Source organism: Acetobacter sp. DsW_063 (assembly GCF_002153745.1).
In the GTDB taxonomy this organism is placed as follows: Bacteria; Pseudomonadota; Alphaproteobacteria; order Acetobacterales; family Acetobacteraceae; genus Acetobacter.
Genome location: NZ_JOPL01000030.1, coordinates 1 through 15,388, shown reverse-complemented (window position 1 = coordinate 15,388; position 15,388 = coordinate 1). Strand labels below are relative to the sequence as shown.

Below are 15,388 nucleotides of genomic sequence, written 5' to 3'. Positions count from 1 at the left end.
TGATGCCGCCGTCATTGCGCTGCCACGTGAAGGCGTGCGACGCCGGTCGGCCCGGCGATAACCGCCTCGCTCGCCATACCGATGAACAGGCCGCTTTCGACGACGCCGACGATGGAGCCGATCGCCTGTTCAGTCGCCGCCGGATCGTCGATCCCTTCAAAGTGGCAATCAAGAATCAGATTACCGCCGTCGCTTATAAAGAGGTCCCCTGCGCGCGAGCGTCGCGGAGAAACATGCGCCCCGACCTCCGCCAGCCGACGTGCCGTCGCCTCCCAGCCGAAGGGCGTCACCTCCACCGGCAACAGACTGTGCTCGCCAAGGCCGTCGACCAGTTTGCTCTCATCGGCGACGATCACGAGACGATCAGATGCTGAGGCCACGATCTTTTCGCGCAAGAGGGCGCCGCCAAGTCCCTTGATCAGATTCAAAGTACCGCGTTGCACCTCGTCGGCGCCGTCTATCGTCAGATCAACCCGCTCATGCTCGCCAAAGCCGGACAGCGGAATTCCAAGTTCCCGCGCCTGATGTTCCGTGGCGAGCGACGTCGGCACACCGACGAAGCGCAGTCCCTCGCGATATCGCCGTCCCAACGCGGCGACGGCGAACGCCGCCGTGCTGCCCGTGCCAAGCCCGACGACCATTCCGTCTTCGACCATTTCCGCAGCCAGTTCGGCCGCATGCCTTTTGTATTCCGCAGCCTGCTCAGAAGACATGCTCACGATACGACCTCCCCGGCGGCGGCGGCGTCAACAAACCACTCGATCCGCCCTTCCGACGTTATATGGCTTGCAGGCTCCGCCGGATCACCAGCCCGCACCCGGGCGTAAACCTCCGCTTTGGAAGCGCCCGTGACGAGGAAAAGCACAAAGCGACTGGAGGCGATAGCAGGATACGTCAATGTCAGGCGAGTGTGCGGGGCGTCGTCCGGAACGCAGGGAGCGACCCACCGCGTGCGTTCCTCCAGCACCGGCTGACGTGGAAAGAGGGAAGCCGTGTGGCCGTTCTCCCCGAGGCCCAGAAACACGACATCAAAAAGCGGGCGGTCGGGCTCCAGCGCCTCGGCGCCGTAAGCCGTTTTCAGGCTTGCTTCGTATGCCCACGCCGCCGCATCCGGATCGCCCTGGTCTGGCATCGGGAAGATGGCGTCGACTGGCGCGGGAACGTGAGAGAAAAGAATGGACTGCACCATGCCCCGATTACTGTCAGGGGAATCAGCTGGAACAAACCGGTCGTCGCCGAAGAAAAACTGTACGCGGCCCCAGGGAAACCGCGCCGCGTAATCCGGGTCCGCCATCAGGGCGTAGAGCCGCTTCGGCGTCGATCCGCCCGATAGCGCAACGCGAAAAACATCCTTGGCCGCCAATGCCTGTTCGAGCAAAAAGTCAGCCGCCCGGCGCGCAATCGCCTCCGCATCGTCGAGGACAATCTGATCCGCCGACATAACGTCGTGCCCGCTCATTACGACTCTCCTAAAATATAACGCTCAATTCCTACAGCGAAGCCCTCCGCCTCGCTGGACTCCGACACATATGTCGCGGCCCCCCTTACGGCGTTGACCGCCTGCCCCATTGCTATGGACAGGCCGGAGACCTGAAACATCGGTATATCGTTCGGTTGATCACCCAGCGTCGCGATCATCCCCGCCGGGATATCAAGAAGCCTTGAAAGAGCGCGAACTACGCCGCCCTTGTTCGCGTCGGAATGTGTGACATCCAGATAATATGGTTGAGACAACGCCGCTGATGCGTTGGCTCCGAGTGCTCCCTGCACGGTCGCCTCCAGCCGCTTCATCAGATCGGGATCGTCACTGACCCCTGTAATTTTGACGACGCCGTCTGTGATGTCGGGAATATCGTCACGCACGATGGGGGCGAATTTTACTGTCCACTGCTCTCGCGCAACATGCGGGTGACCCGCATCAGGCACGATCCAGTCGTTGCCTTGATAGATCCAGACATCCGCCCCACCTTCGCGCATCAGCGCAACTGTCTTCCGGACGATATCCGGTGACAAAGTCAGCGATTGAACGACCGAGAAATCACGATTGACCATCAGGCCGCCATTAAAACCCGCAACTGGGGTCCCAAGGCTTAATGGATCAAACAACATCTCCATACCCTTCGGCGGACGGCCCGAAGTAATGGCGAAAAATATTCCCCTGTCGTGGAGTTTTTGCACAGCGGCGACGGCCCGGTCCGTCAGTATCTTTTCATGCGTCACCAGCGTGCCGTCCACGTCGCTCAGGACCAGCCTGATGTCTGACGCAGGACGACCGCCGGCGGGTGTCATGACGACGAGCCCTTCGCTCCCGCCACTCTTGGCAACACGTAGGTTTCAATGGCGCGAGCCCAGCCTTCGTCTTCGTTACTCGCAGTACGAACGTGAGCGTAGGATGCGACCTCGTCCGTGGCGTTACCCATCGCGATGGACAGCCCCGCAACCTCGAACATCGCAATGTCGTTGCGCATGTCGCCGAGGCAGGCGACCTCATGCGGCTCAATGCCGAACATGGCTGCGAGCTGCTTCAGCGCATAACCTTTTGTCGCCTGCTCCGGGGTAATATCGAGATAATACGGCGATGATCGCGCAACATGGGCGCGCCCCTCAAGCAACGCGCCGATCTCGCCTTCCAGCCGAGCGAGAAGGTCGTAATCGCTGCTCGATCCTGCCAGTTTGCCTACTTTGTCCAACCAGGGATCGAAGCCCTCGCTCGCGACGATCGGCTCGACCCGGATCGCAGCCTGTTCGTGCTGCACATACGCTCCGGTGACGTCGCCCACGATCCAGTCAGAGCCACAAAATAACCAGGCGTCCACCCCATGAACGTTGAGCATATCGAGCGCGTCACGCAGGGCGTCCTGCGGCAAAGCCAGACTCGACACCGTTCGCCCTTCAGCGTCAAAGACGATGGCGCCGTTAAGCCCTGCATAAGGTGTTTTCAGCCCCAACGCCTCGAAATACATCGAGATCCCCGGAGGCGGGCGGCTACTGACGAGGCAGACAGGAACGCCAGCCTCCCGCAGCTGCCCGATCGCCGCCAGCGTGGCGGGAGTGACCTGCTTTTTTGGCGTCAGCAGCGTGCCGTCCATATCGCTGACGACAAGTCGAACGTTCTCTGTCGGCGCGGGCTTGGCCTCGCGCCGGGCTTGATCGTCGCTTTTCATGACAGACTCTCTCGCTCCGCGCGCATGCCCTTACCCGCCTTCGTCAGTTTTTGGTTTCGACGTGACCGCCGAAACCAAAGCGCATAGCCGACAACACCTTTTCGGCGTAGTTGTTGCCCGTACGCGAACGGAAGCGTGTGAACAAGGCGGCCGTCATGACTGGAACCGGCACAGATTCCTCAATGGCGGCTTCAATAGTCCAGCGGCCCTCACCAGAATCCTGAACTTGCCCGGAGAATTCAGACAACTCTCCGTTTTTCGCCATCGCCTGCGCGGTGAGATCGAGCAGCCATGACGAAACGACACTGCCCCGACGCCAGACTTCAGCGATGTCAGCCATGTTGAGCGAGAAGCGTTGATCGTCCGGCAACAACGGCGAATCCTTGGACTTCATGACGTCGAAGCCCTCGGCGAACGCCTGCATCATCCCATATTCGATGCCGTTATGAACCATTTTCACAAAATGGCCCGAGCCGGCCGGACCGCAGTGCAGGTACCCCTGCTCCGCACGCTCGTCCAGACCATCACGGTCCCGCCCCGGCGTGGGCGGGATGTCGCCCTTGCCCGGCGCCAACGCCTTCAGGATCGGATCTATATGGTCGGCAGCTTCCTGCGTGCCGCCATACATCATGCAATACCCGCGATCGAGACCCCAGACGCCGCCCGACGTACCGACGTCGACGTAGTCAATGCCGTTCTTGCTCAGTTCCGCAGCGCGACGGATATCGTCCTTGTAGTAGCTGTTGCCACCATCAATCACGATGTCGCCATTACCGAGCAGTTCGCCGCACGCCTTTACGGCGTCTTCCGTGATCTGCCCGGCCGGCAGCATCAGCCACACGACTTTCTTAGGCCCGTTCAGCTTGGACGCCAACTCGGCAAGGCTCGACGCGCCAACCGCACGCCCATTCTCCACGCGCGAAACGATTTTCTCTACGGTATCCGCAGAATTATCGAACACGACAACATCGTGGCCATGCCGCGTGAGACGCACTGCGATATTCCCGCCCATGCGCCCCAGACCAACAACTCCGATCTGCATTTGTCTGATCCTTTTCTTCAGATCGCGGCTTTGATCGCCGACGCTATGGACGCGAGACCCTTGGCGAGATCGCCCTTGATGTGCACGCGCAACGCACGACGGCCACGCTCGGCGAGGACGTCGAAATCGCCGCGCGCCTGCGCCGCCTTGACCACGCTGAATGTGAAGCGCTCGCCGGGAACCGGAAGATCGTTCGCGTCATCCGCAGTAATCTGCAGGAACACTCCGCTGTTGGGGCCGCCTTTGTAGGCCTGTCCCGTCGAGTGCAGGAAGCGAGGCCCGAACTCAGCGGCTGTCGCCACTTTCTTCGCGTCGCGGATCGCCAACCGTGTGTGCTGAATCCACTCACGTGTCGCCCGATCACGCTCAATGTAGGCGAGAACGCCGACATAATCGCCGGGCTTCACGCGATCGAAATGCGCCTTCAGAATTTCGATCGCGGAGCCGCCCTTCAACGCCGCCGTGTTTTTCGCATCGGCGAAGAACGAAAGATCTCCATCCGTCGCGAACGGTTCCTCGGACGGAAGCGCTCCTGTATCGTTATACGCCGATGTCAGCTTCTTCGTTTCGATCTTGCTGGCCTCGACGTCCGGCTGATCGAACGGATTGATCTCCAGCCACGCTCCAGCAACCGCCGTCGCGATTTCCCAACGGAAGAATTCCTGCGCAATCTGACGGCGTTCGTGCAGCACAATGGTTACGACTGGCTGACCCGCTTCAATCAACGTGCGGACCGCCTCATCCTGCTCATGCGAATGCTCATTCGCCAGACGCAGATAGACGAACACACGATCGGAGCCGTAATGCGTCGGTCCAGCGAGTGTTTCGTCATCGATCGGGATCAGACCTTTACCGATCTTTCCTGTTGACTCCGCGATCAACTGCTCCGCCCACGCTCCGAAATCCGCGATCTGCTTCGTAGCTATGATCGTGATCTTGTCGCGGCCGAACTTCGTCGCAGCAATGCCGAACACCGTGCCGAGCTGGACGCCCGGATTGACCGCCGGAGGCGCGCCCGCGTCGCTCGCCTTCACACCGTGTAATGCGTCTTCAAGGAAGAGCTTGATCGGTACGCCCGCAGCCGTGGCCGGGACGAGACCAAAATTCGACAAAACCGAATAACGGCCGCCGATTTCCTTCTCTCCGCCAAATATTTTCCAGAAGCCTTCACGCTTCGCGACGGCTTCAAGATGCGATCCTGGGTCCGTCACCGCCACGAAATGCGACGCAGCTTTGTCGCCGATCGCCTTTTTTGCAACGTCGTAGAAGTAAGCGAGAAGAATATTCGGCTCCAGCGTCCCTCCTGACTTCGAGGAAACGATGAACAGCGTATGCGCCGGGTCGATCTTGCCTTCAAACGTCTTGATCTGCTGCGGGTCGGTACTGTCCAACACGTACAGGTGGCCGAACCCTTCGTGCTTGCCGAACGTCTCGGCCAACACTTCCGGACCGAGGCTCGATCCGCCCATGCCGAGCAGAAGAACCTGCTTGAAACCACGCTCCTTGACTTCCTTCTGGAACGTCTCAAGCTCAGCGACATGGTCCAGCCGCTCACCAACAATATCGAGCCACTTCAGCCATTTCGCTTCGTCCGCGCCAGTCCAGAGCGACGCGTCGCGCGCCCACAGCTTACGGATGGAGCCTTTCCGGCGCCACTCGTCCAGGCCAGCCTTCACAGCGGCGTCGAGATCTGCGGGCAAGGAGAACTTCGTCTCGGTCAGCTTTTTCCCGAGAATGTCATTCTGTTTCTTCGCCACCGAGCCAAGCAGGCTGTCGAACGCATCTTCGAAGGATGACACGCCCTCGTCCACAAGGACCTTCGTCACCCCGGCGAGGTCGAGCCCAAGGCGCTCCGCTTCCGCCAGAACATGCTTCGCCCCCTCGACATCCTCGGTCAGCGTGGCGCCGGGGAGTGTGCCGTGGTCGCGAAACGCGTCGAGCGTCGCGGGCGGAATGGTATTGACCGTCTCAGGGCCGATCAGTTGCTCGACATACAGGACGTCGCTGTAAGCCTTGTCCTTCGTCCCGGTTGAAGCCCACAGCAGTCGCTGCGTCTGCGCACCCGCCGCCTTCAGCTTCGCCCAGCGATCGCTCTTCATGACTTCCAGCCAATACTGGTAAGCCAGCTTCGCATTGGCTATCGCGACCTTGCCGCGCACCGCCTTCAGCGCCTCGCTATCCTTGTCTCCAGCCTTTACGCGGCGATCAATCTCCGCGTCGATCTTCCCGTCGATACGGCTGACGAAGAAAGAAGCAACCGACGCTATGGACGCAACGGGCTGACCAGCCTTGACGCGCGTTTCCAGTCCGCTCAACCACGCCTCGACGACTTTCTTGTATGCATCGAGGGAAAACAGGAGCGTGACGTTGATGTTAATTCCGTCTGCGATCTTCTGCTCGATCGCCGGAGCGCCCTCGTCGGTGCCCGGAATCTTGATCATGAGATTCGGTTCCTTGACCGCATCCCACAACCGTCCAGCCTCGAAAATCGTGCCAGCCGTGTCTCGCGCCAGATAGGGCGAAACCTCGAGACTCACATAGCCGTCGACGCCTTTCGACGTCTCGAAGACAGGATAAAGAAGTTTCGCTACTTCACGAATGTCGTCAATAGCGAGGCGCTCGTACAGCTCGGAGGTTGAAACAATCTCCTTTCCGAGAATTTCATGAATCTGGGCGTCGTAGTCCGTCCCTTCGCCCATCGCTTTTTGGAAAATCGCCGGATTGGACGTAACGCCCTTAACCCCGTCGTCGGCGATCAACGCGGCCATCGAGCCGTCTTTGGTAAAACCCCGCCGCACAAAATCGAGCCAGGGCGATTGCTCAAATTTCGCGAGTTCTTTCAAAGGGCTTTGGTTTGCGTTTGCTGCAGCGTTCATAAGAAGGCGCTCCTTTTCATTGACGCCGCCTTCGGCGCCGGAGGCTGAAACCCAATGACATCCGGCGTCGAACAACGACGCCGGATGTTTCAATCAAAGACCGGCCTGCTTGCGCGCCGCGGCGATCACCGCATCCACAGTGAAGCCGAACTTCTTCAACAGTTCCGGAAGAGGCGCGGAAGCGCCGAAGCCGTTCATGCCGATGAACGTCCCGGCGTCGCCCACATAGCGGTGCCAGCCGATCGGCGAAGCCGCCTCGATCGCGACACGCCCCTTCACCGCAGGCGGAAGAACCTCGTCACGATAGGACTGGGGTTGCTCCTCGAACAGCTCCCAGGACGGCATCGACACGACACGCGCAGCCACGCCGTCCGCGATCAGCTTTTCATAAGCCTCGACAGCAAGCTGCAGTTCGCTGCCGGTCGCGATCAGGATGACGGCGGGCGTCTTGCCGCTATCCGCCAGCACGTAAGCGCCCTTCTGCACGCCACTTGCCGGCGCGTATTTCTCGCGATCCAGCGTCGGAAGGTTCTGGCGGCTTAGAGCCAGAACCGCAGGACGGTTGGTCAGCGGGATCAACGTGCGCCAGGCTTCGGCGACCTCGTTGGCGTCACCGGGGCGAAGGACGATCACCCCAGGCGTAGCGCGGAGTTGCACCAGTTGCTCGATCGGCTGGTGCGTCGGGCCGTCTTCGCCGACGCCGATAGAATCGTGAGTAAACACGAAAATCGACGGGAGCCCCATCAACGAAGCCAAACGTATCGGCGGCTTCATGTAATCCGAGAAGATCAGGAACCCGGCGCCATAGGGCCGGACGCCAGAAAGCGCGATGCCGTTGACGATGGCGCCCATCGCGTGTTCGCGCACGCCGAAATGCAGATTACGCCCGGCGTAGGAACCATTCCATTCCGCAGGCTGGAAAGCGCCGCCGTCCTTGATCAGCGTCTTGGTGGACGGAGCCAGATCCGCCGCGCCACCGATCAGCCACGGCAGCTTCGCTGCAACAGCGTTCAGCACTTCGCCGGAACTCTGCCGGGACGCCACACCCTTCGCGTCGGTCTTGTAGGTCGGAATATCCGAATCCCAGCCCTCGGGCAGCTTTCGCGCGAGAATCAGCTCAATTTCGGCCGCTTCGTCCGGATATGCTTTCTTGTATTCAGAGAAAAGCTCTTTCCACTTCTTGCTGGCCGCGGCCCCACGTGCGCCAAGTCCGTCCTGAAAGTGCTTCTCCACGCCCTCGGGAACGAAGAAGTCTTGCTCAGAGGCACCGTAAAATGCCTTGGTCGCCTTGATTTCGTCGGCGCCCAGAGGTTCACCATGCGCGGCTGCGGTGCCCGCCTTCTTCGGGGCCCCCCACGCAATCACGGAGTGGACCAGAATGAACGTGGGACGCGTCGTCTCCGCCTTCGTCTGCTCAAGAAGTTTCAAAAAACCGGCGGTGTCGTTGGCGTCTTTGAGAACAAGCACCTGCCAACCGTAGGCGTCGAACCGCTTCGCCACGTCTTCAGTGAACGCGATGTCGGTCGAACCTTCGATGGAAATGCGGTTGCTGTCGTAAATCCACGTGAGGTTGCCAAGCTTCAGGTGACCGGCGGTGGACGCAGCCTCGCTGGCCACGCCTTCCATCATGTCGCCATCGCCGCACAGCGTATAGACGTGATAATCGAAGAGCGGAAAACCCGGTTTATCGAAACGGGCGGCAAGCCACTTCTGCGCGATGGCCATACCGACCGAATTGGCGCAGCCCTGACCCAGCGGGCCAGTCGTCGTCTCAACGCCCGCCGTGTGATGATACTCCGGATGGCCGGGCGTCTTGGAACCGATCTGGCGGAACTGCTTCAGATCGTCGATCGTCAGGGACGGCGCGCCAACGACTTTCCCGTCGACGACGTCACGAATTCCGGAAAGGTGAATCAACGAATACAGCAACATCGACGCATGGCCGACCGAAAGCACGAAGCGATCGCGCGCAGGCCACAGCGGATCGGCCGGATCATAGCTCAGGGCGTTCTGCCAGAGCGTATAGGCTACCGGAGCCAGCGCCATGGCCGTGCCGGGGTGGCCCGAGTTCGCTTTCTGGACCGCGTCCATCGAAAGCGTACGGATGGTGTCGATGCAGGTCCGGTCGATGTCTCGGGCAGGGGCGCCACCGGCTTCCGGGGCGCGGTTCTGCTGGACGTGAATAGAGCGCATGAGAAACCGTTCCTTATTAATGACTGGCCTAATTATCGGGCGTTGCCCAAGGGCACCTTAAGATCGTCTCAGGCGGATAAGTCCTGCTGACGATCCCACGCCGTCGACCCGTTCGCAAGGCGGAGAAGAAGCCCCCGGCGACGACGCGCGCAATTCAGACCCTAAACCCCCCGGTTATCCACCGGTTGCAAACGTCACATCCATGTGACGCGATTTCATCCGGCCATCGACAGCGCACGTGCGCCAATGTCGCCGCGCCATACAGCGTCATCCCAGCGAATAGCCGCAACACCTTGATAGGCCCGGTCGATCGCCTCCCGCAAGCCGGGAGCAGTGGCGCATACCGTCAGAACACGACCGCCGACGGCGATCAGCCGTCCTTCAGCATCGAGCGCCGTGCCTGCCTGAAACACCCGAACGCCCGGTACCGCCTCCGCTCGCTCGATCCCGCCGATCACCCCGCCATGAGCGGGTTCGCCCGGATAACCGCGCGCGGCGAGCACGATCGCGGCAGAAGCGTCGTTGGAAAAAGAGATAGAAACTCCTGCGAGCGAACCCTGCGCCAACGCCGCGAGAGCAGGAAGCAGATCGGTTTCAAGTCTGATCAACAACGCTTGAGCTTCTGGATCGCCGAACCGAACATTGTATTCGATCAGCTTCGGTCCCTCGTTCGTCAGCATCAAGCCCGCGAAGATCACGCCGCAAAACGGCGTGCCGCGCCGATCCATCTCGACCAGCATCGGACGAACCAACAAATCGAGCGCGCGCTCCTGTGCGTCTCGATCGAAGCCGGACGGCGGCGACACTGCGCCCATGCCTCCTGTATTAGGGCCGGTGTCGCCATCGCCGATACGCTTGTGGTCTTGCGCGGCGCCGATCAAAACCGCATCGCGTCCGGCGCAAAAGGCGAACAGGGAGACCTCCTCTCCGACCATGCACTCTTCAATAACGACCGAGCGACCAGCCTCCCCCAGCTTGTCGGACGTCATCATGTCCGTAATGGCGGACTCCGCCTCTTCCAGCGTCTGCGCAACGACCACGCCCTTCCCGGCGGCGAGCCCGTCAGCCTTGATCACGATCGGAGCGCCGCGGCGACGCACGAACTCAAGCGCACTCCCCGCGTCCTCAAAGCGCTCCCATCGGGCCGTGGGAATTCGCGCCGCGTCGCAAACCTCCTTCGTGAAGGTCTTGCTGCCCTCCAGCGCCGCCGCAGCCTGCGTCGGCCCGGCGCAGGCGATTCCAGCTTCGGCGCAGGCGTCGGCGAGCCCCACGACCAACGGCGCTTCCGGCCCCGGCACAACAAGATCGATGGCATGCGCCTGCGCGAACGTCACAAGAGCCGCCACGTCGGAGGCTGAAATCGCCACTTTTTCGCCCAGCGCTGCGGTGCCGGGATTGCCAGGAGCGATATAGAGCTGCGTCAGGACCGGAGATGCGGCCAGCGCAGCCGCCAATGCGTGCTCTCGACCACCCGAACCGATCAGTAGAACCCGCATCATCCGTTCCCTTCGTAACCCTTCACGACGACACACCGCCGCGAGACGACTTGCGCCATCCCGATTGTTCCCTACGCCGCTCACATGACCGACCACCCCACCGCAGGGCCCCTGACCCCACGACGTCGTCCGGCAACATACAGGGCGACACGCCGCCCCTGTTCGCGACGTCGCGTCTGTAGCATAGGGTCAGGGGATGGACGATGCCCCTCCCTCCCAGCCCGCGCCATTCGGCAATGTTCCCGAATACTCGGTTTCAGAGATTTCCGGGGCCATCAAACGCACGCTGGAAGGAGCCTTCGGGCGCGTTCGCGTGCGTGGCGAGATCACAGAGTTCAAACGCTACGCATCCGGCCATCTTTATTTTTCCCTCAAGGACGAAGGGGGGAAAATATCGGGCGTCGTCTGGCGCGGCTCCGTCTCCCGCCTCGGGCTGGTTCCCGAAAACGGACTGGAGATCATCGCCAGCGGCCGCATCTCTTCATACGGCGAGCGCTCGAGCTATCAGCTTATCGTCGAGAAAATGGAGTATGCGGGTGAAGGCGCGTTGCTGGCCCGCATCGAGCGTCTGCGCCAGCGTCTGGCCGAGGAAGGGCTCTTCGACGCCGCCAGAAAGCGCCCCCTCCCGCGCCTCCCCCAACTCATCGGCGTGGTGACGTCCGCGCATGGCGCAGTGCTGCATGACATCCGCACCACCATCGCGCGCCGCTTTCCCCGCGACGTGCTGCTCTGGCCCGTCGCCGTTCAGGGCGAAGGCGCGGCCGCGCAGATCGCCGCCGCCGTCGACGGTTTCAACCGCCTCCCTCCCCGTCAACCCGGCGTCAAGTCCGACCTCGTCCGCCCGGACGTGCTGATCGTCGCACGCGGCGGCGGATCGCTGGAGGATCTGATGGCGTTCAACGACGAATCGGTGCTGCGCGCCGTGGCGGCGTCGGACATCCCTGTGATCTCCGCCGTCGGCCACGAAACCGACACGACGCTGGTCGATTTCGTCTCGGACATCCGCGCGCCGACGCCGACCGCCGCCGCCGAACTCGCCGTGCCGGTCCGTGACGAACTTATGGCGGACCTCGCCCACCGCGCGGCCCGTATGAGCAGTGCGCTGAACCGCATCGGGCAGACCGCGCGCCTGCGGCTCGACCGCGCCGCGCGCGGCGTGCCGGATCTGCCGTCCCTGCTTGACGCCGGACGGATGCGGCTCGACGACCGCTCGCACCGACTGGATATCGCCCTGCCCGCGTTGCTGGAGCGTCGTCGGGCGGCCCTGATCTCCGCCGAACGCCATATGCCCGCTCCCGCCGCGCTGCTTTCCGATCGCGGCGCGCGACTGAAACTGCGCGCCGCGAGCCTGACCGCTGCGGCCACCGCCATGACGCACGCCATGGAGATGCGCCTTGCCAGAACGCGCCTCACCGCCGCGCCGCTCAACGCGCTGTGCCGGGAGCGTCAGGCCCATCTGTCTGGAGTGGCGGGGCAACTGAACGCCGTTTCGCCAATGGCAGTGCTCGAACGCGGCTACGTGCTGGTCCGCGACGCCAAGGGCGCGCCGGTCACTCGTGCAGACGCAACCAGACCAGGCGCGCATGTCACGCTTGTCTTCGCGGACGGTGAGATAGGAGCCACAGTCGACAGGCGCGCTAATCCCGCCCAGACGGCGCTCGATCTTTGACTATCGTGCCACGCAGAAATCGTGGCCCAAGTAGGCATAGAGCAGTGAACATGCCATCACAGTGCCCTAACGTGGAGGACCGAATGGCTATCAGACGATAGTCTGCCCGGCCGCCAAAAGATCTTAAGCAACGTCCCGAGGCGTGACGTAACCGGTTTCGGGCGCGCCGCCTGAGCCATAGTCTAGGAACACCCGCAATGAGCGCGCGCTTTACACAGCAAGAAATCGGGAAACTCATCGTAATCGCCGTGATTATCGCCGCGACTATCGGCGTACTGGTCTATATCGGACAGTCTTTTGTCTCCGCAGTCAGGCAATCAAACGCCAAGACCGAGATAAGCGCCGCCGACTGCGCCGTGATTTCTTCACCACGCGCGGGCGGCAATCCGTCGCATTGTCCGCCGAGCACGGTGACTGCGCCGATGAAGTAGCCAGGCTGCCTCCGGAGAAAATTATACGCAGATCAACCGAAAAACGATCGTTGCCACCGCACTAGGGAAGCAAAACCGTGTTGCGCCATCCCTGAACGCCATCAACAGTCGTAGACGTCCTGCCGGCAGTAATAGAAAAAATACAAGGCCGTTCCATTTCCAGCACCCAGCCTGCGGCGGACATCTCTGCGATCAGTCGCCCCTCGATCTCACGTGAATGCGTCCCAATGACAACATACGCGATGGATTGGCTCATAAGATCGAGATTTTCGGAAACCAAGGCGACCTCTCCCCCTTGGATATCCATATGCAAAAGATCAAAGCGACGTTCCGATGCAACGATATCCCGCAACGATACCATCGGAATTTCGATATGCGATCCGTTTACAGCGGCCGCTTCCCTTACATCCGAAGTCGCGCCGAATATCGGTTCCAACCCCCATGACCCTCCCGCGATTTCCTGCTTGGGGAACAAGGCGACGCCACTCTCCGTCGCCGCAACGCCGTGGAGCACCTCGAACTCTTCGACAGAAAACCCGTTCGTCATACACGCACTCGTCGCGAATTTTATATAATCGGGATCCCCTTCAACCCCCATCAGATGCACGTCTTTGCCCACAGTTCGGGCCGCAGCTCCGGTATTGTTCATCCAACACCCCCATCCGCAACCGAGCTCTAACACTGAAAAACTCGCCCCCGAAAGGTCGACAGCGCGCAGTGCAGCGCCCCACTCCGCTATATCAGTATGCCAATTGGCCGGAAAAGGAATCGGCTCGATCTCCCCGCCTCTTGAAGATAGAATGCCAGGAAAAAAATCGGTGCTGGTGTGCACGCCTAGATAATTCGTTATGTGCCCAGGAAGAGAAACCGCATTATCACACTGATACTTCTTCATAAGCTCTATCGGATCAAATGAAGAGTTATAAAACCAGAACGGACTTCTGCTTTCAGTCCTTTCAACCGGCGCTACTTCCCTCGGCGCGGTTTCTTTCTCATCAACATAGATTTTTAGCTGATCTGATAAATTGTCCCGCTCTTCAACCAGCGTATTTCGTTGTGCGTGCAACTGGCGCACGATGGGAAAAAGGCGCAACCCAATTGTAACCAAAACGTCTCGAAGCATAGCTAAATACACCACGGCGGTTATTCAACTTACGCATGGTTACATACGCAGCGTGATGAGGCAAAAAATATTCACCCGAAAATACGATTTAAATTACATTTGGAGGGATCGAAGAACCGTCAATTGATAAGCTTGGCCCATGATTTCTGGGTTTTGTCGATTTGATTGACGGTTCTTTGAGTCACTTTTGATCTGCGTTTTGAGCAGATCGGGGGCTGTTACCCGCTGGATTACTACGCGCTCACGTTGATCCGTTCCAGGAAGAGGAAGCGGCGCATATTATAGACGATATTAGCCAGTCCGATCCGCATGGTGGCCCGGGTGATACCGACAGTTCGGATGAACAGCCCGGTCTGAGACTTCTGATCAGCAAAGACATGCTCGACACGCGACCGGATCACCGACTTCCCTACGTTGGACCGCTGGATGTGGCGGGGCATGGGCTTGAGATGCGGCTTTTTCCTGTGAACCTTCGAGACAAAGCCCTCCTTTTCCATGAAGTCCTCATTGGCTTTTGAGCGGTAGGCTGTGTCTGCCCAGACCGTTGAGGCTGTATTGCTTTTATCAAGCAGGCCCTCTCTCAAGCGCGCACCATCACTGGCGGCGGCATCCGTCGTCTTCCATTTCCGGATGAACCGGTATTTCCGGTCAATGGAGACGTGGGATTTGTAGCCAAAGAACGGGATGGCGAGATCCGTTGCGGGGATCGTCCCGTCATCCTGCCGCTTTGCTTTCGTGAACTTCAGCGTCCATCGCGCCTGACGATCCTTGTGCGACAGCTTTGTCGGCTTGTCCTGCCAGTTTTCGGGGATCCGTCCTGCCCGGAGATCTGCCTTCTCAGCGTTTGTATTGCGCTGCTTTGGAGCTGCCACCAATGTCGCGTCCAGGATCTGGCCTGACATGGGCAGATATCCGGCGTTGCGCAGGGTGGTATCAAAACGATCAAACAGCCTTTCAATCGCACCAGCCTGCGTCAGGCGCTCGCGGAACAGCCAGATTGTTTTGGCGTCCGGCACACGGTCCGGCAGTCCCAGGCCAAGGAAGCGCATGAAGGAGAGACGGTCGTTGATCAGGTATTCCGTCCGCTCATCAGACAGGTTGTTCAGCGTCTGGATCACCAGGATCTTGAACATTAACACGGGATCAAATGGCGGTCGTCCGCCCTTGCTTCCATCAGAATACGCCAAGGTTTTGTCCAGATCAGGACGGAACGCTTCAAAATCCACAGTCCGGGAAAATGCTTCGAGCTGATCGCCAAGCCCGCTCAACCGGGCAAGCCGCTCTTCAACATCAAAGAAACCAGCCTGCTTCATAGCGCCATTCCCTCAGTCAGAACCGCAGGAAGGGAATCACAGAGCCGGTTTCAAAACCAGGGGGTTTTTCGAACACTCCAG

Annotated in this window: 12 protein-coding genes; 2 read left to right on the top strand and 10 right to left on the bottom strand. The window is 60.3% G+C overall.

Annotated features, from left to right (window positions below):
- Nucleotides 1-11: 11 nt before the first annotated feature.
- The 8 genes from rpiA to purD all read right to left on the bottom strand — a co-directional run bounded on the left by rpiA (nt 12) and on the right by purD (nt 10,771).
- On the bottom strand, nt 12-722 hold the full coding sequence (gene rpiA / locus HK28_RS06140) for a ribose-5-phosphate isomerase RpiA (RefSeq protein WP_369823608.1): 711 nt from the start codon (nt 720-722) through the stop codon (nt 12-14).
- The gene (pgl, locus tag HK28_RS06135; protein ID WP_086643729.1) at nt 716-1,459 is read right to left on the bottom strand and encodes a 6-phosphogluconolactonase; all 744 of its coding nucleotides are present in this window, start codon (nt 1,457-1,459) and stop codon (nt 716-718) included. Before pgl ends, rpiA begins: the two co-directional genes overlap by 7 nt.
- Nucleotides 1,459-2,289, bottom strand: coding sequence for a Cof-type HAD-IIB family hydrolase (locus tag HK28_RS06130; RefSeq protein WP_086643728.1), 831 nt, complete (start codon nt 2,287-2,289; stop codon nt 1,459-1,461). The genes pgl and HK28_RS06130 overlap by 1 nt, the downstream gene beginning before the upstream one ends.
- Nucleotides 2,286-3,164, bottom strand: coding sequence for a Cof-type HAD-IIB family hydrolase (locus tag HK28_RS06125; protein WP_086643727.1), 879 nt, complete (start codon nt 3,162-3,164; stop codon nt 2,286-2,288). Before HK28_RS06125 ends, HK28_RS06130 begins: the two co-directional genes overlap by 4 nt.
- Before the next feature lie 43 nt (nt 3,165-3,207).
- Nucleotides 3,208-4,206 carry a phosphogluconate dehydrogenase (NAD(+)-dependent, decarboxylating) gene (gene gnd, locus HK28_RS06120; RefSeq protein WP_086643726.1) on the bottom strand — a complete coding sequence of 333 codons (999 nt, stop codon included), beginning with the start codon at nt 4,204-4,206 and terminating at the stop codon, nt 3,208-3,210.
- Between the two features lie 17 nt (nt 4,207-4,223).
- The gene (locus tag HK28_RS06115) at nt 4,224-7,082 is read right to left on the bottom strand and encodes a bifunctional transaldolase/phosoglucose isomerase (RefSeq protein ID WP_086643767.1); all 2,859 of its coding nucleotides are present in this window, start codon (nt 7,080-7,082) and stop codon (nt 4,224-4,226) included.
- A gap of 93 nt (nt 7,083-7,175) precedes the next feature.
- On the bottom strand, nt 7,176-9,275 hold the full coding sequence (tkt, locus tag HK28_RS06110; RefSeq protein WP_086643725.1) for a transketolase: 2,100 nt from the start codon (nt 9,273-9,275) through the stop codon (nt 7,176-7,178).
- Nucleotides 9,276-9,490: 215 nt separating this feature from the next.
- On the bottom strand, nt 9,491-10,771 hold the full coding sequence (gene purD, locus HK28_RS06105) for a phosphoribosylamine--glycine ligase (protein WP_086643766.1): 1,281 nt from the start codon (nt 10,769-10,771) through the stop codon (nt 9,491-9,493).
- 196 nt (nt 10,772-10,967) lie between these two features.
- Between purD and xseA the strand changes: the two genes are divergently transcribed.
- Both xseA and HK28_RS06095 read left to right on the top strand, forming a co-directional pair.
- Complete coding sequence (gene xseA, locus HK28_RS06100) at nt 10,968-12,440, top strand: exodeoxyribonuclease VII large subunit (protein WP_086643724.1); 1,473 nt, start codon at nt 10,968-10,970, stop codon at nt 12,438-12,440.
- Between the two features lie 197 nt (nt 12,441-12,637).
- The gene (locus HK28_RS06095; protein ID WP_086643723.1) at nt 12,638-12,871 is read left to right on the top strand and encodes a hypothetical protein; all 234 of its coding nucleotides are present in this window, start codon (nt 12,638-12,640) and stop codon (nt 12,869-12,871) included.
- A gap of 61 nt (nt 12,872-12,932) precedes the next feature.
- On the opposite strand, the gene HK28_RS06090 is transcribed toward HK28_RS06095, so the two are convergent.
- Complete coding sequence (locus HK28_RS06090) at nt 12,933-13,994, bottom strand: class I SAM-dependent methyltransferase (RefSeq protein ID WP_086643722.1); 1,062 nt, start codon at nt 13,992-13,994, stop codon at nt 12,933-12,935.
- A 233-nt stretch (nt 13,995-14,227) separates the two neighbouring features.
- Entirely contained in the window at nt 14,228-15,307 is a 1,080-nt protein-coding gene (locus tag HK28_RS06085; RefSeq protein ID WP_086643721.1) for an IS5 family transposase, read from the bottom strand.
- Nucleotides 15,308-15,388 lie beyond the last annotated feature (81 nt).